The organism is Streptococcus infantis (assembly GCF_047463275.1).
GTDB classification, from domain to species: Bacteria; Bacillota; Bacilli; order Lactobacillales; family Streptococcaceae; genus Streptococcus; species Streptococcus infantis_AF.
On record NZ_JASHEE010000005.1, the window covers coordinates 131,678 to 157,425 of the forward strand.

Consider the following 25,748-nt stretch of genomic DNA (forward strand, 5'->3'; position numbering starts at 1 on the left):
TTTAGGACTCTCATATCCCTTCACTAGTTATAGTTTGAAGTCAAGTACACTTATAATATATGGCGCCAACTCATTATATGAGAAGTAAATCATTGCCCCTCCTACCAAAATTAAAAATATACTTAACATCCATTCCCAAGGACTTAGAGACAAAAAGAAATCTTTCTCACCACTCCAGCCAAGTCTAATGTCTGTATTTTTAGCTATGATAAATACTCCATTGAACGAAATGCACACTCCTATAATAAACAATACAATAAACAACAAAATCATATAATTTCCTCCTACCCTCTTCTGAGGTTTTTTATTTTAACACTTAAATTTTATTTAAGCTCTTAATGTGTGCATCATAAACACACTTTTTCAACTCAAAGAAAACGCTCATATTTTCTTCGATAAACAAGCTCTTTTTCACCTCTCCGTCTGCGTAAAACAGACCGTTTAAGAGAAAATTTATTTTCTCTTGAAAAATGTCATCTAACATCAGCTTACTTTTCTCCAAGCAAGCTACCAAATGCGATGAATTGTTTGCGTAACGCATCGGCATCTCAAAAGCGCTTTCCACGCTTTTAAAATCAAAATTCGTAAAATCTTTATTTGTTTCTGTGTTTTTCATATTTCTTTCCTCCTATGTTCATTCTCATTTATTCTCATACTTTTAGGTAGCTTTTTACTCGGTAAACAGTAACCTTCGGATAAGTCCCTTTTGCTATAAAATTCAGGACTATTTGTCATGATGTGATCACTTCTTCTCCATCCTCGACGAAGTTGTTTGTAAGATAAAGAAACACGCTTCTCAATTTCTTTAAAACTAAATCCCAACTTCAAATATGTTGTTACAATAGTAGTAGCATGTTCTTTGGACTCTTCGCTTCTTGTTCTTCGCTGAAAGTTAATCTGCTTATCTTCTTCATTTAATGCTATCTGATAATCAATAAACAACTTCCGCATTTCCATAATTTTATGTTGCCAGGCCAAACTGTAAGGCTGCCCTGAATATCGATTCACTAAGTCCTTTACGGGTTGTTTAAATTTCAGCTGAAGAGGATCGAATTCGCCAAGGTCAGAAAAGGGATCAATGAAACCTAATGGTTCGCTTTGAATTAATTCATTGTATAGCGCTTCTCTGTCCATCCTAATATATCTCCTTCTGTCAAATGCACGTCATTGAGTCAAATAAGCTTAACTGGATGGTTGTAGGCGCTTGTTCGCTGTTTCCATTCTTATCATGATCGATAACGTCAAAGATTTCTAACGTGTCTAAATTCATTACAATCTCTAATCCTAACATCGTTGAACTCCTTTCAAATAGAATTTTAAGCGAACAAAAAAGAGAACAGATTTCTCTGTTCTCCTAAAAATATTGAATTATTTGATTTTCTAAAAACTCTTACCACTTACTGATAGTTTTTTAGAAGAACTTAACAATTTCAAGACAAGAAAAGAGACTCGGAAAGAGTCTCAATTTTTTCATTAGTTTGGATAGATGTAAGTAACATAACCTTCAGAAGTTGTAGTTGGGTTGAACCATCCACGTTTGTTACCGATTGTACGATCTCCACCGTAGTTAGATTCTGATACTTGGATACTTGTTGTAGATGAAACAGCTGTAACAACCGCTACGTGTCCATAGCCACCATCATTCCAACATGCAATCGCACCAACTTGTGGTTGAGAACCAGTACGGAAACCTGCTGCAGCTGCACTTGTTGCCCACTGCGCTCCGTTACCCCAGTAATCTCCAGCCCAAGGTGCCAATGTTTTAGCTCCCCATGTACATTCTCCAGTTGGATAACTTGAGGCATTTGAACTATAAGATGGACGTGGTCTTGATACAGTTGGTGTTGGAGCTGGTGTATAGCTTGATTCTTCTTCGTCAGATGATGAAGATGCTGATGTTGATGTAGCTTGTACTTGTGCTACAAATGTTGTGTTTGCTGAAGCTGCAACTGTTTGTTGTTGACTTGTTTGTTGAGCTTTGTAAGCTGCTTCTGCTTCTGCCGCTGCTTTTGCTTCTGCCTCAGCTGCTGCCTTTTGCTCTAGCAAGGTAGCTTTTTCACTTTCTGCAGTAGCTTTTTCTGCTGCAAGATTCAACTCAGCCACTTTCAATTCAGCTTGTTTTGTTGTCAAAGCCTGGGCGTCATCTGCAAGTGTTTGTTGGTTGGCAATAACTGTGTTGATTGCTTCATTGTTAGCAACTTGTTTCTCAGCAATAGCTTTTTTATCTTCTTTTTGTTGTTGCAACATTTTGTTGTTAGCTGATACAATTTCACTCATAGCCGCTACACGAGAAATAGCTTCTGTGATTGAGTTAGAGTTAATAATTGTATTAATGTAGCTTGTAGCAGTTCCGTTAGTTTGTGCACTACGAGCTTGGTTTTCAAGCGATTCATTACGAGCTACGATATTTTTTGAAAGCTCTGTGATTTCACCTTCAAGTTTTTTAGATTCTTCTTGAAGTCTTTCATTCTCAGTTTGCAACTTTTCTTGTTCTGTTTGAATAGCTGTAACTTGAGTTTGAACTTCATCAACTTGTTTTTGAGCTTCCTTTTGTTGCGTTGTCAACTCACTAATTTTGCTATCTTGAGCTGCAATTTTTTCATCTGTTGTGTTAGCTTTAACACTTGAAAGAACAGCTCCTTGTGAAACCAATACTGTACTTAACAAAAGTGATGCTAGAATTTTTTTCTTCATATGTGTAAATACTCCTTCTTAAAAAAGACAATACTAGTATATCAAAAAAAGGCCTAATAAATATTACGCCTTTATTACAGTTTTGTTTCTTTCTTATAGATATATTTTTTCAAAAATATATTGGAAAACTATCATCCATATAAAATTCAATATCATAGTAGGACCCAGACTATAAACTATAAAAACAGGTAGATTTTCAGCAGTCAATCCAACCACGTGTGCTAGGATAAAGCTAGCAAATTCAAATGTAAAAGTCATCATTAAAATAGCTAATAATCTTGTCCATCTATTTAACAAAATAACAGAGTTGCTTTTATATACGATTGCTCCAATAATCACAAAAAGAAGACTGGCTATCCCTATCAGATGGAAGAAATAGATATCGTATATAAGTCCTAGAACCAAGCAATAGGCCAAAAACAGATATTCTGATACTTCTATTGTTTCGAATAATAAGAAGATGAAGATAAAGTGGCTTACAATTTGAAGATGTGGAAAAAAGCTGTTTACAAACTGCCCTAAATGGCTATCTATCAAGACAATCAAGGGCAATAGTAAAAACATTCCTATCTGCTTAAAAAGTCTCATGATGGATTCCCCACTAACTCTACAACTTTAAGGTTCATTGGATCAGCATGTAACTTAACCATAACTTCTCTTGTTAGATAGTCAGTGCTATGTGTCACTGATACGACTTCTCCTACAGGGATATCTGTAGCGTTAAAGTTCCCCAAACCTCCAGTCACCACTTTATCTCCCTGACTAATATCGCCACTGCTATTTAGCTGGCTGATTTTCAAAAGTTCTTTTTCCTTATCATAACCAGTGATGATACCATAAATGCTACTAGAACCGTGCTGAATTTTAACAGAAATCTTCTCCGTATTTTCAGCGTTTGTTAATAAATTGACCACTGTTGAGTTGTCTTCTACGTTTTCAACGCTTCCAACCAATCCTCCACCAGAAACAACAAGCATACTAGTTGTTACACCTTGTTGCGAACCAACATTAACTGTTAACTCTTGTTTCCAAGTCGCCGGAGTTCTCATGATAACATCCGCAGCAATTAGCTTAGTCGCATTTAATTTTGACTTCATATCTAGTAATTGACGCAGTTGTTCATTTTCTTCTTTTAAGCGATCTGCTTCATTCTTTTCCTTTTCCATTTGATAGAATTCTTTTTTTAGAGTTTCATTCTCATTGTAAGCTCTCGTCAAATTTCCTAAATCTGACTTTGTAGATTCTAACCATTGAAATGGTTTTTGCACAATTCTATCTATCAGAGAAATTCCATCTCCAGCTTTTGTCACAACTGTACTTGATTTCGTCATTACTAAAAGAACAGAAACTACTAAAACAACGACAAATAGAACAATGATATATTTTGATTTTTTAAAACGGTTCATACCTCTACCCTATCTCATTCTATACTTCACTTTAGGATTTCAACAAAAATAGAATCAAACCCAACACACATACCAGGAGTAAGGCCACACTATCTTTATTCATCCAATTCAACTGCCGGTACTGACTGCGTCCGTTACCACCTTGATATCCTCTAGCCTCCATGGCTGTAGCAAGAGAGTCTGCTCGTTTCAAACTCGTAGCGAATAAAGGAATCAAAATAGGAATCATAGCCTTAACTTTTTGGATTATATTTCCTTCTCCAAAATCAACACCACGCGCCTTTTGAGCGTTCATAATTCGAATCGTATCATCCATTAAGGTTGGTACAAAACGCAAGCTCATAGACAACATAAGTCCAATTTCATGAACAGGAACCTTAAATCTCTTTAAAGGCCCAAGTAAGGACTCAACTGCTGTAGCCAAGCTTAATGGCATGGTTGTCAAGGTAAGCAAAGTTGAGAAAAAGATAATCAACACAAAGCGACAAAAAATGATTCCCGCCTGCTCAATGCCATGACTCGTGATTTTAATAAACCCCATCTCGAACAAGACATCTCCACCAGAGATAAAGAAAAGTTGAAAAAGGGTTGTAAAAGCAATCAGAAAAAACATAGACCGCAAACCTTTTAAGAAAAAGGATAAGGGAACCTCAGATAAGGCTACAAATATACCTGTTACAACGAAAAGGATCAGATTAGTTATTGGATTATTGGCCCAAAAAACGATCATAATCAATAAAATCATTGCCACTAACTTACTACGAGGATCCAAACGATGAACAATCGAATTTCCTGGTATGTAACGACCTAAAATCATGTTATCCATTGATGAACTCCTTAAACTCCTCTATCGTTATCGGCAATTGTTTAAAAGAAACTCCTCGTTCAGCTAGCCTTTGAGCAAATCTTGTAATTTTTGGAACACCTAATTGGATTTTTTCCATGAATTCGACATTTTGAAAAACAAGACTTGGCTTCCCACTCTTGACCAACTTTCCTTTTTCCATCACATAAACTTGGTCAGCAAATTCGGCCACATCATCCATCAGATGGGTCACTAAAACAATCGTGATACCATCCTGATGAAGTTTTTTAAACAAGGCCATTAACTCTTTTCGACCAATTGGATCCAAACCAGCTGTCGGCTCATCTAAGACCAAAATGCTAGGCTCCATCGCCAAAATACCAGCAATCGCAACCCTTCTCATTTGTCCGCCTGAAAGCTCAAAGGGACTACGTCCAAAGAGTGACTCATCAATTCCTACTAAAGCTAGTTTTTCACGCGCAATAGCTTCTGCCTCTTCTACAGAAACTCCAAAATTTTGAGGTCCAAAAGCCACATCTTTTAAGACAGTCTCCTCAAAGATTTGATTTTCTGCAAACTGAAAGACTAAGCCCACTTGTTTGCGAATTTGACGAATTTGCTTATTGACGGATGTTGATGTAATTAATGTATCAAAGACATGAACACTTCCCTTTGTGGGAACCAACAAACCATTCAAAAGTTGAAGGATTGTAGACTTTCCGCTTCCTGTATGCCCAATAATCGCAGTATAAGAGCCATCCTCTATTGACAAATTAACATTGGACAAGGCAGCTGAGGCAAAGGGTGTTCCTTCCTGATACGTATAACTCACATTGTCTAGAATAATTCCCATAAAGCCTCCTCGAGCTCCTCTTCGATCAGGTAGTGCTCTGGTAATTTCAAGCCACTAGTACGTAGCGATTCTTTTAATTGGTTGACAAAGGGTTGATCTAAACCAATTTGATCTAAATCTGACCTAGAGAATAATTCTCTAGGAGTACTTGTTGACTCGACCTCTCCTTTTTTCATCACCAAAACACGGTCGCTCATAGCAACCTCATCTAAGTCATGTGTAATGGATATGACTGTCATATGGTGGTCTTGACGAATCTTTTGAACTATCTTAATCAACTCTAGTCGTCCCTCTGGATCCAACATGCTTGTAGCCTCATCCAAAATTAAAATGTCTGGTCGCAGAGCAACAACTCCTGCGATAGCCACTCTCTGTTTTTGGCCACCTGACAAGCGAGCTGGTTCCTTTTTAGAAAATTCAGCCATCCCAACTAATGACAGAGCTTCAGAAACTCGCTTCTTCATCTCTTCAAGTGGAATCCCCTGATTTTCAAGCCCAAAAGCAACGTCATCTTCTACGGTTGCCCCCACGAATTGGTTATCAGGATTTTGAAATACCATACCAATCTTACGTCTTTTTTCCCAGACGTTTTCCGGAGTTAGGCAATCACCGTCTATCCAAATTTCTCCAGATTCCGCTTCTAGCAAACCGTCAATCAAGCGAACAGTTGTTGATTTTCCACTACCATTATGACCAACGATAGACAACCATTCTCCACGTTTAACGTGAAACGAAATGTTATGAACATCATAGTGTTCTTGATCTGTCTGGTATCGAAATGACAGATTCTTAATTTCAATAATCGATTCCATATCTAGCGAAAAGTTCCTTTAAACAAATACGCGCTTCCCTTGAAGTAATCATAACCAGAATAAACTGTAAAGAACAAAGCGATATAAAGAGTTATCTGACCAAGTAAATTCCAATGAAATAACAAGAAGATAATCGCAAACATCTGGCTAAATGTTTTGATTTTTCCTGGCATTGCTGCAGCTAAAACAGTTCCACCAGTTTCAACTAAGAGTAGGCGCAACCCAGTAACTGCAAGTTCTCGGCAAATGATTACAGCAACTATCCAAGCAGGAGCCATATTTAGACCTACTAGCATTATGAAGGCCGACATAACTAACAACTTATCTGCCATTGGATCTGCGAATTTTCCAAAATTGCTAACTACTTGCCATTTTCTAGCTAAATAGCCATCTAGATAGTCAGTGATGCTGGCAATGGCAAAAATAATTGCTGCTATTTTATGTAACACAGGAGACTGTCCAAATGATAGAAGGAGAACAAAAATTGGAATAAATAAAATTCTACCAAGCGTAAGTATGTTAGGAATATTCTCTTTTTTCATGTTATCCTTCCTTAATTTGAACTTAATTTCAATGTAATCCAGCCAGTTTGACCAGTTAATTTTGAAGTATCAATTTCCTGATTATCGATCTTGATTTTCACGCCTTTGACAACGCCTAATGTGATAGTTACTGGAGAGCCTTTAGAAACTGTTGTTTTGGCCATCTTATTATTAGGCTCAAGAGTAGTTCCTCCAGCCAATTCAGTATCTGAAACACTAATCCAGCTTGTTGCATCCGTCACAGATAGTTGAAGTTCGGCAGTATCTTTTGTAGTTTTATATTCTACCGATATAACATCTCCCTGACCAGAAACCGTCACAGTTGATGCATTGCTCGAACTTGATGGGCTAGTGGTTTGATCGCTAGTTGTTGTTTCACTACTTGTTGCACTTGTTGTCGTAGTCACAACATTATAGTTGGCTGAAGTTGTTGCTGTCGGTTGTGTTTGAATGTAATTCCAAACATAATAAGAAACAAAAATTATAATAGATAAGGAGAAGAGAATAAAGTAAAACAGAGGAAGCAAGGAACGTTTCTTGCGATTAGAACGTCTACGACCTGATAGTTCTATCTCATCAACATCAACTTCCTCATAGGTAATCATACTCCCTGAATCATATGCATCTAAAACAAGGTTTTCATCTAACTCAACTGCCCAAGCATACTTCCTCAAAAAAGAACGTGTATAAAAAGGACTCGGCAATTGGTCGAAATCATCTGATTCTAAAGCCTCAAGCAGATTCAATTGAATGTCTGTCTTGCGCTGCAATTCCTCTAAACTCAAACCTTGATTGATTCTTGCTAAACGTAACACTTCACCAATTGTTTTTTTTCTCATACTTACCATGCCTTCTTTCTAGTTTATTTTATATTTCGATGGCTATAGTGGAAAAATTGTAAATTCAACTATTTCACTATTGTCGATAAAATGATGTCCTACCTCAAGAACATCATCCAAGGTCATTTCCTGTATAATCTTTGGTAAATCAAACAGGGTTGTTTCGTCAGAATGCGACTGATATTGGGTCGCAATAAATTCTAAAGAGTTCATATTATGGATAAATTCTCCATAAATTTCACTTTTGATTAAATCAAGATGTTCCTCTGATACATCTGAATCGGTAGCAAAGTTCTGAATTGCCTTCCGGAATTGATGCGAAATAGCAACAGGTTCCTTTGTGTCCATTGTCAGCATCAAAAAGTTAAAACGTCGATTGATCTCAACTTCTAAAGATAATGAAGAATCTAATTTCCCAGTTTCATACAAACTCTGAAATCTTTTAGAAGTCCAACCAAACATCATTGTAAATAAAGCTCTTAGTAAGACGCTATATCGATAGCAGTCCAGATGATCCATATCAGAATTCGTTCGAACTCCTATTGCTAATTTAGGTGATGCAACATCCATACGAATGCTCTCAACCTTCTTTACAGGGTGTAAAGCGATAGGTTCTTTTAGATTTGGAACTATACAACCTCCAACATCCTTTTGTGAGAAATAATTCTGTATCAACTCTAAATCAAAATTTCCAACAAGGAAAATTTGGCTATTGACAGGAGTGTAAAACTCATCAAAATTATCCCGTAGATCCTCTAAACTAATATCTTCTATCGAATCTTCAGTCCCAACAATATCTGAAGCTAGTGGAGTTTCCGGATATAGATTTGCAAGTGTTTTAAAGAACAAGCAAGAATCAGGATCATCCTGATACATTTCGCGTTCTTGCTGAATAATATCCTTTTCTCGTTCAACAGATTCTTCAGTAATGTTAAAGCTAGTAACAAGCTCGTCAAGCAAGTCCAAACACTCAGCGACATTGTCAGAGGTTGAAAAAAGATAACTTGTATTTGTAAAGCTTGTAAAGGCGTTACTATCTGCACCTAATTTGGTAAATGCAGCCATGATATCTTCAGAATTTTCTCTTTCAAAAAGTTTATGTTCTAAAAAATGAGCAATCCCCTTAGGATATGTTTTCTTTTTACTATCTCTAGCTGTAAACTCAGTGTCAACTGAACCAACATAGACAGTTACTACACCATAAACTTCGTTAAAATCATTTTTAGGAAGTAAAGAAACTGTCAATCCGTTTTCTAATTTTGCTTGATAAAGAGTTTCCTTTACAGCAGGATAATATTTCTCTTGAAAAGTAACTCTAGTCATTCTGCTCCTTCCATAAAATAGATAGCCTGCAATTTCAAACTAGATGCTGCCCTACAGATTTCATCCTTGTCAACTTGCTCTAGTCTCTCTATCAAAGTATCCATGTCTAAAACCGATTTACCAAAAAAGAGGCTTAAGTATTCTCTGTCTATAATCGAATCTTGATTATCCTGACTCAACAACATCGTCCTACGAATCATTTCCTTAGTTTGATTTACTTCAGCATCTGTAAATCTACCATTTTTGATAGCTAACAATTGATCATTCATCAATTTTCTTACCTTGTTTCGGTTTTGACGATTTATCCCAGCAAACAATCTTAAAAATCCACTAAAGAGATCTAAGTGACTAGAAACAGTGTAGGCCAACCCTTCCTTTTCCCTAACTTGAGTAAACAATTTAGAGTGCGGGAAAGCTCCAAGCAAACCATTCACAAGAAGCAAGGCCATCTTTTGATCATCTCCATAACCAATTGTGCTATGATAACCCATTTCTAGAATAGACTGACCCAGGTTTTTCCTAGCAATTCCTTCTCTAAGAACATTAGAATAACCTTGCTGATATTGAATGTTTACAGTTTCTTTACGACCTGTCAAGTTAAATTTCTTCAAGTTTTCTAAGACTTCAATTTCATTAAAATCACCTAAAAAGAATAAATCAATTCTATCTTCTTTCAGCATTTTTTGAAAACTTGAATAGCAAGATTTAGAAGTCTCTTTGGAAATTCTGGCAATTAAATTTCTAGGAACTAACTGCATTGATTCTTCTTGGAAAAACAACTGATCTAATTCTTTATGGGCAAAGAAGAACGGATCCTCTAATTCTGATTCTAATCTCGCCAACAATTGTTTTTTTTCAATTTCAAAGGCATTGTTGTCAAATTCATCTTCATTTGACAATGGATTAAATATGACTTGATACAATAATTCTAAAATCTGAGCAGTTAATACGTTTTTCTTACTTAAAAATTCATCTCGAACATAAGTCAAACTCACGTCTACTAAGTGACTTTGCCCCCTTCTATAAGCATGAGTTGACAAATCTGCTCCATACAATGCTGCCAGATGTTTTCTAAGAACCTGAGCAGTTGGATAGCCTTTATTAGCAGTTTCAAGCATACTGGCACTTAGCATGCGACCAGAAATTAAATCCAGAGATAATGGAGCTGTGAAACGCATGGTTATTTTATTTGTCTTAAACTTTTTAGATTGGATAAAATGCACTGCAATTCCAGGGAATAACTCCATCTTTTACCTCCTTTTACATAGAGTTCTATTATACCATGAAAACGAAAATTTTTCCTGTTCTCTTTGACTCTTTTGAAATTAAAATCGTTTTCATATCAGTAGTTTCTTCGCAACTATTTTGAGCAAAATATGGTATAATACCAAAGATTGAGGTGAACTATGGAATACAAATTATTTGAAGAATTTATTACTCTCCAAGCTCTTTTGAAAGACCTTGGTGTTATACAAAGTGGCGGCGCTATTAAATCTTTTTTATCTGACCATCTTGTATATTTTAATGGCGAATTAGAAAATCGTCGAGGCAAGAAAATTAGAATCGGGGATTCTATTGAAATCCCTGATTTAAAAACTCAAATTATTCTAGTTAAACCAACATCAGAAGAACTAGAGGAGTTTCGTCTAGAAAAACTTGAGAAAGAACGTGTAGCTAAACTTGTCAAGGAAATGAATAAAAAGGTACAAAAAAAGCCAGCGAAAAAGAACCAGTCAACAAAAGCAAAACCTGTACCACGTTTCCCAGGTAGATAATTATGTGGCTGAAAAATCTATCCATTAGACAATTTCGTAACTATCGAGATGTTGAAGTTAATTTTAATCCAAAATTAAATGTATTTGTTGGCCGAAACGCTCAAGGAAAAACCAATCTTCTCGAAAGTATTTACTTTTTAGCCTTAACAAGAAGTCATCGAACAAAGACTGATAAAAATTTAATTCAATTTGAAGAAGAACAACTGCAAGTTTCTGGAATCTTGCAAAAGAAAACAGCAAGCATTCCACTTGAAATTGACTTAACACAAAAAGGGCGAATTACTAAAGTGAATTACTTAAAACAAGCTCGCCTATCAGACTATATTGGTCATATGAATGTTGTCTTATTCGCTCCAGAAGATTTACAACTTGTCAAAGGCGCTCCGGCTGTTCGTCGTAAATTCATTGACATAGAATTAGGGCAAATCAAACCGATTTACTTGTCAGACCTGTCAAGTTATAACCACGTCCTTAAACAGAGAAATACCTATCTCAAATCTACACAAAACATCGACGAGACTTTCCTAACTGTTCTTGATGACCAACTAGTAGAGTATGGCTGTCGTGTAATGAATCATCGAGCTGACTTTATCCAGAAAATGGAACTCTTTGGCAAGAAAAAACATTTTGACATCTCAGATCAGTTAGAAGAACTGTCAATCCGTTATCAACCTTCTGTAAACTTTGTTGACAAGAAACATTTGGCTGAATCTTTCCATATGGCACTTCAAAAAAGTAGATCTAGAGATTTATTTAAGAAGAATACTGGAGTTGGTCCTCATCGGGATGATATGATTTTCATGATTAATGGAATGGAAGCAAGTTTCGGAAGTCAAGGGCAACATCGTAGCTTGGTGCTTTCTATAAAACTTGCTGAAATCGAATTGATGGAGAGCATTACCAAAGAATCTCCCATTCTTTTGCTTGACGATGTCATGAGTGAACTTGACAATACTCGTCAACTTAAATTATTGGAAACTATTTCTCATAACATTCAAACTTTTATTACAACTACTAGTTTAGACCATCTTCAAAACTTGCCTGATAACTTGAGCGTCTTTACAGTAGATAATGGTCAATTGACTGTAAATTAAAATTTACATCTATGTAAAATAAAAAAATCTCCCGTTTAACAGGAGATTTTTTATTACATTGAATAGTTTGGTGCTTCATTAGTGATTTGCACATCGTGTGGATGGCTTTCTTTTAGACCAGCACCTGACATTTCGATAAACTGAGCATTGTCATGTAATTCTTTTAGGTTAGCAGCACCACAGTAACCCATACCAGAACGAATACCACCAATCATTTGGAAAACAATATCAGCTGCCGCACCTTTATAAGCAACACGACCTTCGATTCCTTCTGGAACCAGTTTGTTTGCTTCATTGACAGAACCTTGGAAGTAACGGTCGCTTGAACCCTTCTTCATAGCAGCGATTGAACCCATACCGCGGTATGTCTTAAACTTACGTCCTTGGAAGATTTCAGTTTCACCTGGAGCTTCATCTGTTCCTGCAAACATTGATCCGAGCATCACTGCGTTTCCTCCAGCAGCAAGGGCTTTTACAATATCTCCAGAATATTTGATTCCACCATCAGCGATAATTGTTTTGCCATATTCACGAGCAACTGCTGCTGCATCGTAAATTGCTGTTACCTGGGGAACTCCTACACCAGCAATAACACGAGTTGTACAGATTGAACCTGGGCCAATACCGACTTTAACAACGTCAACACCTGCATCATAAAGAGCACGCGCACCTTCAGCAGTAGCGATGTTCCCAGCAATCAGTGTACGGTCTGGGAAATGAGCACGAATTTCAGCGATTTTACGAAGTACACCCGCTGAGTGACCATGGGCAGTATCGATAACAATAGCATCAGCTCCTGCTTCAAAGAGGGCTTCTGCACGTTCAAATGTGTCAGAAGTAACTCCTACCGCACCTGCAACTAGAAGACGACCGAATTCATCTTTTGCCGCATTTGGGAACTCAATCACTTTTTCAATATCTTTAATGGTGATTAAACCAGAAAGACGACCCTCTTCGTCAACTAGAGGTAGTTTTTCAATACGGTGTTCTTGAAGAATACTCTCAGCAGTTTTTAAATCTGTACCAACCGGAGCAGTAACTAGGTTTTCACTAGTCATGTGTTTTGAAATTGGTTGGTTGTAGTCAGAAATGAAACGCAGATCTCGGTTGGTCAAAATACCAATTAACTTACGGTCTTCTAGAGTTTCAACCACTGGGATACCACTGATACGGTAACGGCCCATGAGTTCATCTGCTTCAGCGATTGTATGTTCAGGAGTCAAGAAGAATGGATCAATGATAACACCATTTTCAGAACGTTTTACCTTACGAACTTCATCTGCCTGTTGTTCGATAGACATATTTTTATGGATAACTCCAAGTCCACCTGCACGCGCGATTGCAATGGCCATTTGGCTTTCTGTTACAGTGTCCATTGCAGCTGTAATAATTGGGATATTTAAAGTCAAATTATCTGCTAATTTTGTTGTTAAATCCGCATCATTAGGCAACACATGACTCTCTGCTGGAATTAGCAATACATCATCAAAGGTAAAACCTTTTTTCAAAAATTTAGTGTCCCAATTAGACATTGAAGTTTCCTCTTTTCTTACTTTATTGAGCTAAACGCTTTTTGTATTGTATCTATCATACCATTCTATGAAAATTTGTCAATTAAATTTATAAGAGAATAAATAAAAAACTATCCCTCTTATTTTAAAGAAGAAATAGTTTTATAGTTCATATTTTATCCATTAGTGAAAGTAATTTAGACCCATTGCAGCTTTTACTTCTGATAGTGTTTGCCCAGCAACTTCTCGAGCTTTTTCACTACCTTTTTGGAGCATATTATAAACCTCACCCATATCTTTAGCATATTCTAGGCGACGTTCACGGATTGGACCAAGTTCACGTTCTAGGATTTCAAGTAGATAACGTTTGGTCTTAACATCACCAAGGCCTCCACGTTGATAATGTTCCTTCATTTCAGCAATTTCTTGAGCATCCTCAGGTCGACCGAATACGTCCAAGTAATGGAAAACCATATTTCCTTCAATCTTACCTGGATCCTCAACACGAATATGGTCTGGATCTGTATACATACTCATTACTTTTTTACGCAAAGTATCTGCATCATCAGCTAGGTAAATTCCATTATTAAGTGATTTCGACATTTTGGCATTACCATCAAGACCTGGTAAACGTCCCGCACCTTCGTGCTCAGGGTAAATTCCTTCTGGTTCTACTAAAACATCACAGTTATAGGCATGGTTGAAAGAACGCACAATTTCACGTGTTTGTTCAATCATCGGCTTTTGATCATTCCCTACTGGAACCAAGTTAGCCTTAAATGCTGTAATATCTGCTGCTTGCGCAACTGGATAAACTAAAAATCCAGTTGGAATACTTTCACCAAAGCCTTTTTGAGCAATTTCAGTCTTTACGGTTGGATTTCGTTCCAAGCGAGCTAATGAAACTAGGTTCATATAATACATAGAGAGCTCTGCCAATTCTGGAATCTGGCTTTGAATGAAAATCGTTGCTTTATTAGGATCTAATCCCACTGCAAGATAGTCCAAAGCAACATTCCCAATAGACTCTACAATAGTTTGTGGATCTTTTGCATGGTCTGTTAATGCTTGCTGGTCAGCTAAAAAAACAAACATGTCATATTTATTTTCTTCTTGTAGTAAGACACGATTTTTCAAACTACCAACGTAGTGCCCAATATGTAATTTCCCCGTTGGACGATCTCCTGTTAAAATAATGGGTTTACTCATCTTATTCTCCTTTGATATGGTCCTTTCAATTATAGCATTTTTTTAATAAAAAGACAGATAATTTTTTTATTGAAACAATAGAGATGTTACCCCTTTCAATCGTAAAGGGGTTGTCAACTTTGTTTACAAAAAATTGACAAATAAAAATTTGAATAATTGATGATTTTCTAGTAGAATTAGAGTATTACATATAATAGGAGAAAAACTTTGCTAACAGTATCTGATGTTTCACTACGTTTTAGTGATCGCAAACTTTTTGATGATGTAAACATCAAATTTACAGAAGGAAATACCTATGGTTTGATTGGTGCCAACGGTGCTGGAAAATCAACCTTTTTAAAAATCTTAGCTGGAGATATTGAACCGACAACTGGGCATATCTCTCTTGGACCAGATGAACGTCTTTCAGTACTTCGTCAAAATCACTTTGACTACGAAGATGAGCGTGTTATTGATGTTGTTATCATGGGTAATGAAAAACTATACAACATCATGAAAGAAAAAGACGCCATTTATATGAAAGAAGATTTTTCAGAAGAAGATGGTGTTCGCGCAGCTGAACTTGAAGGAGAATTCGCTGAACTAGGTGGTTGGGAAGCTGAGAGTGAAGCTTCACAACTCTTACAAAATTTGAATATTCCAGAAGAACTTCATTACCAAAATATGAGTGAACTAGCAAATGGCGACAAAGTAAAGGTTCTCCTTGCTAAAGCCCTCTTCGGTAAACCAGATGTCCTTCTTTTGGACGAGCCAACCAATGGTCTGGATATTCAATCCATCACTTGGCTAGAGGATTTCCTAATCGACTTCGATAATACGGTCATTGTCGTATCCCACGACCGTCACTTCTTGAATAAAGTATGTACTCACATGGCTGACCTTGACTTTGGAAAAATCAAACTCTATGTCGGAAACTACGACTTCTGGAAGGAATCTTCTGAGCTTGCTGCTAAATTGCTAGCAGACCGTAATGCTAAAGCAGAAGAAAAAATCAAACAACTTCAAGAATTCGTTGCTCGTTTCTCTGCCAATGCTTCTAAATCAAGACAAGCAACTTCACGTAAAAAAATGCTTGACAAGATCGAGCTAGAGGAAATTGTTCCTTCTAGTCGTAAATACCCATTTATCAGCTTTAAAGCTGAACGTGAAATTGGGAACGACCTCTTGACAGTAGAGAACTTATCTGTAAAGATTGACGGTGAAACTATTCTTGACAACATCAGCTTCATCTTACGTCCAGGTGACAAGACAGCTCTTATCGGACAAAACGACATCCAAACAACTGCCTTGATTCGTGCAATCATGGGTGAAATTGAATATGAGGGAACTGTCAAATGGGGAGTTACAACTAGTCGCTCTTACTTACCAAAAGACAATTCAGCTGATTTTGCTGGCAGTGAATCTATTCTTGACTGGCTCCGTCAATTCGCAAGTAAAGAAGAAGATGATAACACTTTCTTGCGTGGTTTCCTTGGTCGCATGCTCTTTTCTGGAGACGAGGTTAACAAGCCTGTAAACGTCTTGTCAGGGGGAGAAAAAGTGCGCGTGATGCTTTCGAAACTCATGCTTTTGAAATCAAACGTTCTTGTACTTGACGATCCTACTAATCACTTAGATTTGGAATCTATTTCAAGTTTGAACGATGGATTGAAAAACTTCAAAGAATCTATCATCTTTGCCAGTCACGACCATGAGTTTATTCAAACTTTGGCTAACCACATTATTGTCTTATCTAAAAACGGCGTCATCGATCGTATTGATGAAACCTATGATGAATTCTTAGAAAATGCTGAAGTTCAAGCAAAAGTCAAAGAACTTTGGAAAGATTAAGTATAACTTTAAAAAACTCAGTTGGGCTCCCAACTGAGTTTTTTTATTTCTTATGAATTTTTAGTTGATAGTTCTGTCAATCTGATTCTATTCAACATATTCATTGTTTCACGTTAAACATTCTATTATTAGATTTATAAATTCTTGACAAGATTCATGCACATAAAAAATCGACCAAATTGGTCGATTTTTTTAATCTTCTTCCATTTTTTTAGGTTGATAAGCTAGCATACCTAATCCTATGAATAGAACTAAAGTTACAAGAAGGAAAACTACCTGATGGTGAATATTTCCTGTCATAGAAATGGTTTGTCTCAATCCTGAAACTGAATAACTCATTGGCAACCAAGGATTGACAGCCTTAAAGAAATCATTAGTCAAAGCAAGTGGATAAGTTCCTGCACTTGATGCTAATTGTAATAATAGTAAAATAAGAGAGAAGAAAGCACCTAAGCGACTATTCCATGTCGTTAACGCGGTTACCATAGACATAAAGGTCAAACTTGCGATGATGATTAAGAACAAGGTTCTCATTTCATGATTTGCCGTTAGACCGATAAGATGAACTCCTCCATAGACTAAGACAGCTGCTAAAACAGCTATAACTCCATTTATTTCGAAACGAGATTTAACCCATGCCCAACGACTTTCAGGATGACGACCTGAAGGTAACTTAGCAAAAATCATATTTGTTGATAACGCAGCAACAAAGAGGGCCACAGATATCATATAAGGAGCCATAGCAATCCCATTTACAGGAGCCTGATCATTGTCTGTTTTTGAAAGACTCAAGGGCTCAGATAATACTTCTGCATTATTAGACTCTGTTGATGCTGTTTTTAGTTGATTGCTAGCAGCGTTCAATCCATGTTCTAGTCCAGTAGCTCCTACTTGTAAACTTTCAATACCAGCAGTTAAAGTTGTTCCACCATCTGCTAGTTTTCCAGCGCCATCAGCAATTTTCATTGCTCCACTTTCTAACTGAGAGCTAGCTGCAAGCAATTGACTTGATTTATCTGTTAATTGACTAGATCCTAGCTGTATTTTATCAAGTCCTGCAATTAAGTCTGAACTCTTACTATTTAATTGGCTAGAACCAGATGATAGTTTTTCAATACCTGTTACTAATTCTGGTGTTTTACCAGCTAGAGTATCCAAACCAGTTGTCAATTTTGAAGAGTTTTCTGTCAACTTGGTTGAGCCAGAAACCAATTGATCCAAACTTGTTGTTAAAGTTGTATTCTTTTCACTTAGTTGATTTACACCTAAAGAAATAGTATCCAATCCTTTAGTATAGTCATTAACTCCATTTTCAATCGATTGACTTCCAGGAACTAATTGATTATCTACAGCATTTTGCAACTGTGTAAATCCACTTGACATAGATGTCAAGGAACTAGACGCTATAGGTAAAAGTTGATTTGCTTTAGTCTGTAAAGTAGAAAGATTAGAGACTGGTTGGTTTATACTTCCTAAATTTTCTTTTAAATCTCCTGCCGTCGTTAAAATTGCTTTTGCTGACTCTATCGTAGAATTAGAATTATTTGAAACAGCTGCAGTCAGTTCTTGTTTCTGAGTATCAGTAAGAGATTGATAAGTTGCTGTTGCTTGAAGATTGGTAAGAGTTTTCTCTTGCTCTGTTTGACTATTAGTCACAATAGTTTGAGCAAGAGTAGATATATTCGCTAAATCATTAGATATTGTACTTTTAAGTTCAGTATTATCTGAAATAGTTACAGCTTGAAGTGCTTTATTCAATTCATCTAAACTAGTTGCTAATTGAGTGATTTCCTCTTTTTGTTGAGATGAAGTATTCAATTGAGTCGAAATTTCTTTAATCCCTTTATTTAATTGGGTAATACCTTCTCTCAATGTATCTGATTGACTAGATAATTGATTTGCCCCAATAGATAGCTTGTCAACACCGCTTGTGTAAGCATTGACACCAACTGAAAATTGATTGAGACCTGTATTCAGTTGCGAAACTCCTCCAGCATATGTCTTCATTCCAGTATTTAGCTGATTGACACCTGCTACTAATTCTGGAGTCTTGGAAGATAATTGATTAAGTCCAGTGTCAACCTGTGAAACTGCACTTGTATAGTTCTGTAAACCATCATTAAATGTACCTAAGCCACTATTCAGTTGCTTTACTCCTGTTACATACGTTGTCAACCCTTTTGTAAATTGATTTGTGCCATCAGAAAAGGTTAAACTTGAACTAGCTAAAGTATCAAGATTAGAAGATAATGTCTGACTTCCTACAGCTAACTGACTAGCCCCATTGGCCAATTGTTCACTTCCATCAGCTGCCTTCGTTAAACCAGATTTTAAATCTCCCATCTTTTGAAATAAAGCTTTCGTATAGGTTTCGGTTACATTAGCAGAAACATTCTGTTTTAACTGTGTCATGGCAGAATCACTCATCTTGCTTGCAATGAAACTATGCCCGCTAGAAGTTTGGTAGTTAATATTCATTTGTTCTGGGTGATTTGATAGAATAGAAGCAGCCTTTTCCGATAAGTCACTTGGTAAAGTTACTACCATATAGTAATCACCGTCTTCTAGACCCTTCTTACCTTCTTCTTCACTGACAAAATGAAAATCTAATGATTTTTTTTGCTCTAAATTGGACACCATGTCTTTTCCAATAGTCATTGTGTTTCCATTATAAGATGCTTCTTTATCATTATTAACGACCGCTACAGGCAACTCAGATAATTTACCATATGGATCCCACATAGATGATAAAAATATGATGTTGTATAAAGCAGGAATAAGAGAAATCCCTATCATTACAATGATAAAGGTTGGTTTTTTAAAAATTGCTTTCCATTCTTTAAACATATTGTCTCCTTTTTTACACATATTGTCTAAAATTTTGATATAATAGATTATACATTAAAAATTCTTATTTACAAGTCAAAATTATCATTTTTAGACACTAAGTCTATTTTTGTTCACAAGGAGGAACTATGAAAGAGAGCAACAAACGCTTAAAAACCAAACGTACTATTGAGAACGCCATGGTTCAATTATTAACGGAACAACCATTTGATCAAATTAGCACTATTAAGCTGGCAGAAAGAGCCGGAATTAGTCGTTCTAGTTTTTATACTCATTACAAAGATAAGTATGATATGATTGAACATTACCAAAGTAAGCTTTTTCATACCTTTGAGTATATTTTCCAAAAACACGCAAATCATAAAAGAGATGCTATTCTAGAAGTGTTTGAATACTTAGAGTCTGAACCTTTACTAGCTGCTCTTCTATCTGAAAATGGTACAAAAGAGATACAAAACTTCTTGAGAAATAAACTTCACATTATGCTTAGCACTGACCTCCAAAAACGCTTTATGCAATTAAATTTAAACAATATTGAGTTAGAGTATAGCAGTATTTATCTAACAAACGCACTATTTGGTGTATGCCAAACCTGGATTGCTCATGGAAAAAAAGAAAGTCCACAAGAAATGACAAACTTTCTTATGAAAATGTTGGGAGATGCAAATTAGAGACAAAAAAAGAACACCAATGGTGTTCTTTTTGCTTGACTCCGCCAGTAGGACTCGAACCTACGACATCATGATTAACAGTCATGCGCTACTACCAACTGAGCTATGGCGGATAATATAGTCCGTACGGGATTCGAACCCGTGTTACCGCCGTGAAAAGGCGGTGTCTTAACCCCTTGACCAACGGACCATCTATCTGTAGCAGATATAACCATTATATCAATTTCTTACTAATTGTCAATCACTTTTTAGATTTTTTCTCCAGAATATCTCTTAATTTCCGTACCTTTAGACGGGTAATTGGACAACGATGATCCTCATAAAAAACCACTTCTAAATTTTTTCGATCAATTTCCCTAATATTTCCTACATTGACAAGAAATGATTTATGAGCGGAATAGAATCTTTGAGTATCTTTATCTTTTTCTTGAATATCCGTCATCGTCCCATAAAATTCTTTAGCAAAATTCTTACCAATAATCCTTAATTTATGAGATACTCCTGTTGTTTCAATATACAAAATATCATGGTAGGGAATTTTTAAATCATTTCCTTTGTAGTTATAGTCAAAATAATCCACAACATCTTTATTTTCAAGTAGCATACTCTTGGTATATAAGATACTCTGTTCGATACGTTTTTTAAATAACTCATCATTGATATCTTTATCAACAAAATCCAAAGCTGATACTTGATATTTGTACGTTAAGGTAGCAAATTCTGATCTACTAGTGATAAATACGATAATTGCATAGGGATTGTGGTGACGAATAAACTGTGCGACTTCAAATCCTTTTTTCTCAACTCCATGAATATCAATATCTAGAAAATAAAGCTGATTTACTTCATCATTTTCGATATATTCCTTAAATTCTCGTTCTTTACCTGTTGTTTTATAAGAAATAGGAATATTTAATTCCTTTGAAATTTCATCCAAGGTTTTTTCTAGTCTGACTTGATGTTGAATAACATCTTCCAAAATTAATACTTTCATTCAAACTCTCTCTTAAATCTAATAATCTGTCTAAACGTACTATCTTCCATCTCTGTTTCTAAAATGATATTTTCATACTGATCCAAAATTTCTTTAACATTTTTAAGTCCTATTCCTCTATTTCTACCTTTAGTAGAAAAACCTAGTTCAAACAAATCTTCTGAAGGTATCATGGTAATTTTACACGAATTTTGAATCACGATAACTGTTTCCAAATCCATCTTAATCACTGCAACTTCCATTTTTTTCAAATAACTTTCTGCAGCACCTTCAACGGCATTGTTCAATAATACACTCATAATACGCACAAGATCAAGTAAATCTATTGACAACCTTGTGATAATATCCTTTACTTCTAGTGTAAACTCTACGTCATTATTTCTGGCATATACAATAGATTGAGCAATCAAACTTCGTAAAGCTGAGTCTTCTATATTGTTTAAATCAAAGTATGTATACTTATCTGAACGTAATTTTTGATTAGCTTTGACCAAGACTTCATTGTAAACTCTGTCAATTTCCTGTAAATCTTTACTGTCAATCGCTATTTGCATACTGACAAGCATCCCTGCATAATCATGACGAAAACCACGGATTTCATTATACAAAGCCACAATTTCATCTGTGTAAGTCTGTAAATATTCTTGTTCAAATTTTTTCTGTTTTAGGGCTATTTCTTTTTCAACTCGCACCTTATGAGAATTCATAGCGAAGAAGATTAGTAGCAAACAAATAAAGACAATTGTTGCTAAAATACTACCAAAACTATTAAAATGCGCATGAGTACTTACCATATCTGAAATGAGTGATAGAACATGTAAAGCAAAGAAAGCAAGTATAACTTTCTTTAGAAATGGATAGAGGTAGTCTCTGTCAAAATAATTAAGTTCAAGGTGAAAATAAGTAATAATTTTTTTTATAATAAAATAAGTTAGTAATAAAACTACTAAAAAGAAAAAATCTTCATATTTTGTTACAAAAGAATCACCTGTTATAGAGGATATGGTTACGGATAAAAAAGTATGAGTGCTATGATATAATAAAGATAATAGTAGACTGATAAATATTCCTTTATACTTATTGTATTTCTTTAATTCTATCTGGTAAATGGAAACAAGTAATGGAAATAAAAATTTAGATATACCAAAGCCACCTAAGTTTAATAGATTAATAAATTCCTCAAGTAACAACACTGAAATAAGTGTATAACAAAGAAAAATAAATTGTTCTTTTCTAGTTACTTTACATATCCATCTATAACTTTTGCTAATTATAAAAAAATAGAAAATAGCTATTAATAATCCAAATAAATCCATTACTTTTACCTTTTATTTATTTTTTCTTTGGAAATATAAGTTCACGTATTGAGTTTAAAAATCTCCAATCCCCACCTTGGATTTCCTGTAATTCTTTTTCTGTAAGTTTTTTGAACTGCTCTAATTTAACTGTTTTTTCCATATTAAATTCTCCTTTATTGTTTTTTTCTTGTAAATCAACTTACAAGCCTATTATACAAAACGGAGTATGTCTTTAAACAATTCATTCTCAACTGCACATTTTTGTACCTGAACTGTCATTTTTTACAAAAAACGCTGGGTTTCCCCAGCGTTAAATCTAGTATATGATCCCAGCAGGATTCGAACCTGCGACCGTTCGCTTAGAAGGCGAATGCTCTATCCAGCTGAGCTATGAGACCTAACTAGTTTATCTTATCAAAATAATTGAGAATAGTCAATCCTATTTATGATAGGGAGAACCTTGTTGGATAGTAAAAGCTCGGTATATCTGTTCTACAAGAACTAGACGCATTAATTGGTGAGGAAGAGTTACACGACCAAAACTAAGGGATAGATTCGCACGCTTTTTTACTTGAGGAGTGAGTCCTAAACTCCCACCAATCACAAATGTTAAGGTTGAATAACCATTAATAGAAGCTTGTTCTAATTGGCTACTAAATTCTTCAGAAGATAATGTCTTCCCTTCAATGGCTAAAACAACAACAAATTCTCTATCACCAATTTTAGAAAGAATTCTATTTCCCTCTAAATCCAAGATTTTTTCATTTTCAGAATCACTAGCACGATCGGGTGTCTTTTCATCAGCTAATTCAATCATTTCTACAGCAGCAAATCGTGATATTCTTTTAGAATATTCTGCAATTCCATCTTTGAGATACTTTTCTTTTAGTTTTCCAACTGTTACAATTTTTATTTTCATGCTTCTATTTTATCATAATCGCATTCTATTCACATCTTATTCACAAATGAAAAAGGTAAAAAAACACAATAAATTCACAAGTTTTAATCAGTTATCCACAGATTGTTAAAAACTTTAGCTTTTTTAAGCTAGGATTAAGTTAATAATTTTATACTTTCACTAATAAATCAAATATGGAGGATTTGTATGAAAAACTTAAATAAGTTTTCAAAAACAATTGGACAACTTTTACTAGTTATACTTATTAGCTTTTTTAGTGGTCTATTAGGAAGTTTGACTGTTCTTCAATTCAACCAAAAACAAGGAAATGGAGAACAAAATAGTACAGCGGTCACTCAGACGGCTTCGAAAAATGAAAATTCTATCACACAGGCTGTAGATAAAGTTAAAGATGCAGTTGTATCGATTATCACTTATTCAGAAAACTCTCAAGGTAGTTTTGTTGGAACTGATGATACTGATACAGATTCAAACACTGAACAAATTAACAGTGAAGGTTCTGGGGTTATCTATAAAAAAGATGGGGATGATGCTTATCTTGTAACCAACACTCACGTTATTAGTGGCGCTAAAAAAGTTGATATTCGTCTAGCAGATGGAACAAAAGTACCAGGTGAAATTGTTGGTTCTGATACCTATTCTGATATTGCAGTAGTGAAAATATCTTCAGAAAAGGTCTCTACAGTAGCGGAATTTGGGGATTCAAGTCAATTAGCTGTCGGGGAAACAGCTATCGCAATCGGTAGTCCTTTAGGTTCAGAATATGCAAATACAGTTACACAAGGGATTGTATCAAGCTTGAACAGACACGTTTCTTTGAAATCTGAAGATGGACAAGCTATTTCAACAAATGCCATCCAAACAGACACAGCTATTAACCCTGGTAACTCTGGAGGTCCTTTGATTAACATTCAGGGACAAGTTATCGGTATTACATCAAGTAAAATTGCCTCAAATGGTGGGACATCCGTAGAAGGTCTTGGCTTTGCTATTCCTGCAAACGATGTTAAGAATATTATTAAACAGTTGGAAAAAGATGGAAAAGTAACTCGACCAGCTCTTGGTATCCACATGGTTAATTTGACAAACCTTAGTACTGCTGATCTAAAAAAATTAAAACTTCCTGAAAACGTTACTTCTGGTGTAGCTGTTCGTTCTGTTCAAAAGAACATGCCTGCAAATGGACATTTACAACAGTATGATGTTATCACAAAAGTAGATGATACTAAGATTTCTTCTACTACTGAATTGCAAAATGCGCTATACAGTCACTCTATTGGAGATGAAATGACTGTAACTTATTACCGTAATGGTAAAGAAGAAAAAACTACAATCAAACTAGATAAGAGTACAAGCGATTTAAATCAATAGTTTACATATTTGTAAACCTACTTTACAGAATATTAAAGATATGATACTGTAGAGATATGGAAGAACTCAAACTAATTCGTATCAGTGATATTCAAAAAAATCCCTATCAACCTCGTAAAGAATTTTCAAAAGAAAAAATTGAAGAACTTGCCCAATCTATTAAAGAAAATGGTTTAATTCAACCCATTATCGTTCGTCAATCTCCAGTTATCGGATACGAAATTCTAGCTGGAGAAAGACGGTATCGGGCATCAATAGCAGCTGGGCTCACAGAAGTTCCTGTAATCATCAAAAAATTATCTGATCAGGATATGATGGTTCACTCAATCATTGAAAATTTACAACGAGAAGACTTAAATCCGATTGAAGAAGCAAAAGCTTATCAATCTTTAATTGAAAAAGGATATACTCACGCAGACATTGCTGCAAAAATGGGGAAATCACGTCCGTATATTACCAATCTTGTTCGCTTGCTAACGCTCCCTGATTTTATTTTAAACGAGGTAGAAGCTGGAAAATTATCTCAAGCACATGCTAGACTCCTTATTCAACTATCTACTGACGAACAAAAAAAATTACTCTATCGCATTCAGACAGAGGATTTATCGGTTCGACAGGTGGAACATCTACTTAAAGAAGAAAAAAATAAGAAGAAAACCAAAGAAAAAGATCACTTTATCAAAGAAGAAGAAGAAAATTTAAAAAAATTGCTGGGGTTAGATGTCCAGATTAGTCTCAAAAAGAAGGAAGCTGGGAAAATAACCATTTCTTTTCATAATCAAGAAGAGTACCAACGTTTTATTAACAGCCTGAAATAAGGCTGTTATTTTATTTTTCTCAAATCACATACTTATCCACTGTATTAGTAGAGAAAAAATCAATAAAATCAAAATCTAGGGCTTTTATCCACAAGTTGTGGATAAATCTTTTAAACATTGTGGATTGTTTTTCACAA

The 25,748-nt window shown here is 35.4% G+C and carries 26 protein-coding genes and 3 tRNA genes; 6 read left to right on the plus strand and 23 right to left on the minus strand.

Annotated elements, in window-relative coordinates; genetic code table 11:
* Nucleotides 1-27: 27 nt before the first annotated feature.
* The 13 genes from QM923_RS08430 to yfmF all read right to left on the minus strand — a co-directional run bounded on the left by QM923_RS08430 (nt 28) and on the right by yfmF (nt 10,521).
* Nucleotides 28-273, minus strand: a complete 246-nt coding sequence (locus tag QM923_RS08430; RefSeq protein WP_000601796.1) for a hypothetical protein — start codon at nt 271-273, stop codon at nt 28-30.
* 43 nt (nt 274-316) lie between these two features.
* Nucleotides 317-616 carry a hypothetical protein gene (locus tag QM923_RS08435; RefSeq protein ID WP_414291521.1) on the minus strand — a complete coding sequence of 100 codons (300 nt, stop codon included), beginning with the start codon at nt 614-616 and terminating at the stop codon, nt 317-319.
* Entirely contained in the window at nt 613-1,134 is a 522-nt protein-coding gene (locus QM923_RS08440; RefSeq protein ID WP_414291522.1) for a modification methylase Sau96I, read from the minus strand. The genes QM923_RS08435 and QM923_RS08440 overlap by 4 nt, the downstream gene beginning before the upstream one ends.
* 339 nt (nt 1,135-1,473) lie before the next feature.
* Nucleotides 1,474-2,694 carry a peptidoglycan hydrolase PcsB gene (gene pcsB / locus QM923_RS08445; protein ID WP_414291523.1) on the minus strand — a complete coding sequence of 407 codons (1,221 nt, stop codon included), beginning with the start codon at nt 2,692-2,694 and terminating at the stop codon, nt 1,474-1,476.
* Between the two features lie 93 nt (nt 2,695-2,787).
* Entirely contained in the window at nt 2,788-3,282 is a 495-nt protein-coding gene (mreD, locus tag QM923_RS08450; protein WP_414291524.1) for a rod shape-determining protein MreD, read from the minus strand.
* The gene (gene mreC, locus QM923_RS08455; protein WP_414291525.1) at nt 3,279-4,100 is read right to left on the minus strand and encodes a rod shape-determining protein MreC; all 822 of its coding nucleotides are present in this window, start codon (nt 4,098-4,100) and stop codon (nt 3,279-3,281) included. The genes mreD and mreC overlap by 4 nt, the downstream gene beginning before the upstream one ends.
* Nucleotides 4,101-4,131: 31 nt before the next feature.
* Nucleotides 4,132-4,926: an energy-coupling factor transporter transmembrane component T family protein gene (locus tag QM923_RS08460; RefSeq protein ID WP_414291526.1), complete on the minus strand. Its 795-nt coding sequence runs from the start codon at nt 4,924-4,926 to the stop codon at nt 4,132-4,134.
* The gene (locus tag QM923_RS08465) at nt 4,919-5,758 is read right to left on the minus strand and encodes an energy-coupling factor transporter ATPase (RefSeq protein WP_414291527.1); all 840 of its coding nucleotides are present in this window, start codon (nt 5,756-5,758) and stop codon (nt 4,919-4,921) included. The genes QM923_RS08460 and QM923_RS08465 overlap by 8 nt, the downstream gene beginning before the upstream one ends.
* Entirely contained in the window at nt 5,743-6,570 is an 828-nt protein-coding gene (locus QM923_RS08470; RefSeq protein WP_414291528.1) for an energy-coupling factor ABC transporter ATP-binding protein, read from the minus strand. Before QM923_RS08470 ends, QM923_RS08465 begins: the two co-directional genes overlap by 16 nt.
* 2 nt (nt 6,571-6,572) lie before the next feature.
* The gene (gene pgsA, locus QM923_RS08475) at nt 6,573-7,112 is read right to left on the minus strand and encodes a CDP-diacylglycerol--glycerol-3-phosphate 3-phosphatidyltransferase (protein ID WP_414291529.1); all 540 of its coding nucleotides are present in this window, start codon (nt 7,110-7,112) and stop codon (nt 6,573-6,575) included.
* Between the two features lie 11 nt (nt 7,113-7,123).
* Complete coding sequence (rodZ, locus tag QM923_RS08480; protein WP_414291530.1) at nt 7,124-7,951, minus strand: cytoskeleton protein RodZ; 828 nt, start codon at nt 7,949-7,951, stop codon at nt 7,124-7,126.
* 42 nt (nt 7,952-7,993) lie between these two features.
* Nucleotides 7,994-9,274 (minus strand): EF-P 5-aminopentanol modification-associated protein YfmH, encoded by a 1,281-nt coding sequence (gene yfmH / locus QM923_RS08485; protein ID WP_414291531.1) that lies wholly within the window; start codon nt 9,272-9,274, stop codon nt 7,994-7,996.
* Nucleotides 9,271-10,521 (minus strand): EF-P 5-aminopentanol modification-associated protein YfmF, encoded by a 1,251-nt coding sequence (gene yfmF / locus QM923_RS08490; RefSeq protein WP_414291532.1) that lies wholly within the window; start codon nt 10,519-10,521, stop codon nt 9,271-9,273. The genes yfmH and yfmF overlap by 4 nt, the downstream gene beginning before the upstream one ends.
* Nucleotides 10,522-10,680: 159 nt before the next feature.
* On the opposite strand from yfmF, the gene yaaA reads away from it, so the two are divergent.
* Both yaaA and recF read left to right on the plus strand, forming a co-directional pair.
* A complete protein-coding gene (yaaA, locus tag QM923_RS08495; protein ID WP_414291533.1) occupies nt 10,681-11,049 on the plus strand; it encodes a S4 domain-containing protein YaaA in 369 nt (122 codons plus the stop codon).
* 2 nt (nt 11,050-11,051) lie between these two features.
* Nucleotides 11,052-12,143: a DNA replication/repair protein RecF gene (gene recF, locus QM923_RS08500; protein WP_414291534.1), complete on the plus strand. Its 1,092-nt coding sequence runs from the start codon at nt 11,052-11,054 to the stop codon at nt 12,141-12,143.
* A gap of 53 nt (nt 12,144-12,196) precedes the next feature.
* Here the strand turns inward: recF and guaB are convergent, their stop codons facing one another.
* Both guaB and trpS read right to left on the minus strand, forming a co-directional pair.
* A complete protein-coding gene (guaB, locus tag QM923_RS08505; protein WP_414262705.1) occupies nt 12,197-13,675 on the minus strand; it encodes an IMP dehydrogenase in 1,479 nt (492 codons plus the stop codon).
* Nucleotides 13,676-13,837: 162 nt separating this feature from the next.
* Complete coding sequence (gene trpS, locus QM923_RS08510) at nt 13,838-14,863, minus strand: tryptophan--tRNA ligase (RefSeq protein ID WP_004250956.1); 1,026 nt, start codon at nt 14,861-14,863, stop codon at nt 13,838-13,840.
* Between the two features lie 207 nt (nt 14,864-15,070).
* Here trpS and QM923_RS08515 point away from each other — a divergent pair, with 207 nt between their 5' ends.
* The gene (locus QM923_RS08515; protein WP_414291535.1) at nt 15,071-16,693 is read left to right on the plus strand and encodes an ATP-binding cassette domain-containing protein; all 1,623 of its coding nucleotides are present in this window, start codon (nt 15,071-15,073) and stop codon (nt 16,691-16,693) included.
* 192 nt (nt 16,694-16,885) lie between these two features.
* On the opposite strand, the gene QM923_RS08520 is transcribed toward QM923_RS08515, so the two are convergent.
* Entirely contained in the window at nt 16,886-19,540 is a 2,655-nt protein-coding gene (locus QM923_RS08520; RefSeq protein WP_414291536.1) for a YhgE/Pip family protein, read from the minus strand.
* A 128-nt stretch (nt 19,541-19,668) separates the two neighbouring features.
* On the opposite strand from QM923_RS08520, the gene QM923_RS08525 reads away from it, so the two are divergent.
* Nucleotides 19,669-20,211, plus strand: a complete 543-nt coding sequence (locus QM923_RS08525) for a TetR/AcrR family transcriptional regulator (RefSeq protein WP_414291537.1) — start codon at nt 19,669-19,671, stop codon at nt 20,209-20,211.
* 39 nt (nt 20,212-20,250) lie between these two features.
* On the opposite strand, the gene QM923_RS08530 is transcribed toward QM923_RS08525, so the two are convergent.
* The 7 genes from QM923_RS08530 to rlmH all read right to left on the minus strand — a co-directional run bounded on the left by QM923_RS08530 (nt 20,251) and on the right by rlmH (nt 23,422).
* Nucleotides 20,251-20,324, minus strand: a tRNA-Asn gene (locus QM923_RS08530).
* Nucleotides 20,325-20,329: 5 nt separating this feature from the next.
* Nucleotides 20,330-20,401: transfer RNA gene (locus QM923_RS08535), tRNA-Glu, on the minus strand.
* Nucleotides 20,402-20,452: 51 nt separating this feature from the next.
* Nucleotides 20,453-21,205 (minus strand): competence system response regulator transcription factor ComE, encoded by a 753-nt coding sequence (gene comE, locus QM923_RS08540; protein WP_414291538.1) that lies wholly within the window; start codon nt 21,203-21,205, stop codon nt 20,453-20,455.
* Complete coding sequence (gene comD / locus QM923_RS08545; RefSeq protein ID WP_414291539.1) at nt 21,202-22,521, minus strand: competence system sensor histidine kinase ComD; 1,320 nt, start codon at nt 22,519-22,521, stop codon at nt 21,202-21,204. Before comD ends, comE begins: the two co-directional genes overlap by 4 nt.
* A 16-nt stretch (nt 22,522-22,537) precedes the next feature.
* Nucleotides 22,538-22,663: a competence-stimulating peptide ComC gene (gene comC / locus QM923_RS08550; RefSeq protein WP_414291540.1), complete on the minus strand. Its 126-nt coding sequence runs from the start codon at nt 22,661-22,663 to the stop codon at nt 22,538-22,540.
* A 164-nt stretch (nt 22,664-22,827) separates the two neighbouring features.
* A tRNA-Arg gene (locus QM923_RS08555) sits at nt 22,828-22,901 on the minus strand.
* Between the two features lie 41 nt (nt 22,902-22,942).
* Entirely contained in the window at nt 22,943-23,422 is a 480-nt protein-coding gene (rlmH, locus tag QM923_RS08560; RefSeq protein ID WP_414291541.1) for a 23S rRNA (pseudouridine(1915)-N(3))-methyltransferase RlmH, read from the minus strand.
* Nucleotides 23,423-23,608: 186 nt separating this feature from the next.
* Here rlmH and QM923_RS08565 point away from each other — a divergent pair, with 186 nt between their 5' ends.
* On the plus strand, nt 23,609-24,793 hold the full coding sequence (locus QM923_RS08565; protein ID WP_414291542.1) for a S1C family serine protease: 1,185 nt from the start codon (nt 23,609-23,611) through the stop codon (nt 24,791-24,793).
* 56 nt (nt 24,794-24,849) lie between these two features.
* Nucleotides 24,850-25,611 (plus strand): ParB/RepB/Spo0J family partition protein, encoded by a 762-nt coding sequence (locus QM923_RS08570; RefSeq protein WP_414291543.1) that lies wholly within the window; start codon nt 24,850-24,852, stop codon nt 25,609-25,611.
* Nucleotides 25,612-25,748: the final 137 nt, after the last annotated feature.

Excerpts from the sequence above, each read along its gene's own strand:
- QM923_RS08430 (WP_000601796.1), bottom strand. The coding sequence starts at position 273 with ATGATTTTGTTGTTTATTGTATTGTTTATTATAGGAGTGTGCATTTCG.
- QM923_RS08435 (WP_414291521.1), bottom strand. The coding sequence starts at position 616 with ATGAAAAACACAGAAACAAATAAAGATTTTACGAATTTTGATTTTAAA.
- QM923_RS08440 (WP_414291522.1), bottom strand. The coding sequence starts at position 1,134 with ATGGACAGAGAAGCGCTATACAATGAATTAATTCAAAGCGAACCATTA.
- pcsB (WP_414291523.1), bottom strand. The coding sequence starts at position 2,694 with ATGAAGAAAAAAATTCTAGCATCACTTTTGTTAAGTACAGTATTGGTT.
- mreD (WP_414291524.1), bottom strand. The coding sequence starts at position 3,282 with ATGAGACTTTTTAAGCAGATAGGAATGTTTTTACTATTGCCCTTGATT.
- mreC (WP_414291525.1), bottom strand. The coding sequence starts at position 4,100 with ATGAACCGTTTTAAAAAATCAAAATATATCATTGTTCTATTTGTCGTT.
- QM923_RS08460 (WP_414291526.1), bottom strand. The coding sequence starts at position 4,926 with ATGGATAACATGATTTTAGGTCGTTACATACCAGGAAATTCGATTGTT.
- QM923_RS08465 (WP_414291527.1), bottom strand. The coding sequence starts at position 5,758 with ATGGGAATTATTCTAGACAATGTGAGTTATACGTATCAGGAAGGAACA.
- QM923_RS08470 (WP_414291528.1), bottom strand. The coding sequence starts at position 6,570 with ATGGAATCGATTATTGAAATTAAGAATCTGTCATTTCGATACCAGACA.
- pgsA (WP_414291529.1), bottom strand. The coding sequence starts at position 7,112 with ATGAAAAAAGAGAATATTCCTAACATACTTACGCTTGGTAGAATTTTA.
- rodZ (WP_414291530.1), bottom strand. The coding sequence starts at position 7,951 with ATGAGAAAAAAAACAATTGGTGAAGTGTTACGTTTAGCAAGAATCAAT.
- yfmH (WP_414291531.1), bottom strand. The coding sequence starts at position 9,274 with ATGACTAGAGTTACTTTTCAAGAGAAATATTATCCTGCTGTAAAGGAA.
- yfmF (WP_414291532.1), bottom strand. The coding sequence starts at position 10,521 with ATGGAGTTATTCCCTGGAATTGCAGTGCATTTTATCCAATCTAAAAAG.
- yaaA (WP_414291533.1), top strand. The coding sequence starts at position 10,681 with ATGGAATACAAATTATTTGAAGAATTTATTACTCTCCAAGCTCTTTTG.
- recF (WP_414291534.1), top strand. The coding sequence starts at position 11,052 with ATGTGGCTGAAAAATCTATCCATTAGACAATTTCGTAACTATCGAGAT.
- guaB (WP_414262705.1), bottom strand. The coding sequence starts at position 13,675 with ATGTCTAATTGGGACACTAAATTTTTGAAAAAAGGTTTTACCTTTGAT.
- trpS (WP_004250956.1), bottom strand. The coding sequence starts at position 14,863 with ATGAGTAAACCCATTATTTTAACAGGAGATCGTCCAACGGGGAAATTA.
- QM923_RS08520 (WP_414291536.1), bottom strand. The coding sequence starts at position 19,540 with ATGTTTAAAGAATGGAAAGCAATTTTTAAAAAACCAACCTTTATCATT.
- QM923_RS08525 (WP_414291537.1), top strand. The coding sequence starts at position 19,669 with ATGAAAGAGAGCAACAAACGCTTAAAAACCAAACGTACTATTGAGAAC.
- comE (WP_414291538.1), bottom strand. The coding sequence starts at position 21,205 with ATGAAAGTATTAATTTTGGAAGATGTTATTCAACATCAAGTCAGACTA.
- comD (WP_414291539.1), bottom strand. The coding sequence starts at position 22,521 with ATGGATTTATTTGGATTATTAATAGCTATTTTCTATTTTTTTATAATT.
- comC (WP_414291540.1), bottom strand. The coding sequence starts at position 22,663 with ATGGAAAAAACAGTTAAATTAGAGCAGTTCAAAAAACTTACAGAAAAA.
- rlmH (WP_414291541.1), bottom strand. The coding sequence starts at position 23,422 with ATGAAAATAAAAATTGTAACAGTTGGAAAACTAAAAGAAAAGTATCTC.
- QM923_RS08565 (WP_414291542.1), top strand. The coding sequence starts at position 23,609 with ATGAAAAACTTAAATAAGTTTTCAAAAACAATTGGACAACTTTTACTA.
- QM923_RS08570 (WP_414291543.1), top strand. The coding sequence starts at position 24,850 with ATGGAAGAACTCAAACTAATTCGTATCAGTGATATTCAAAAAAATCCC.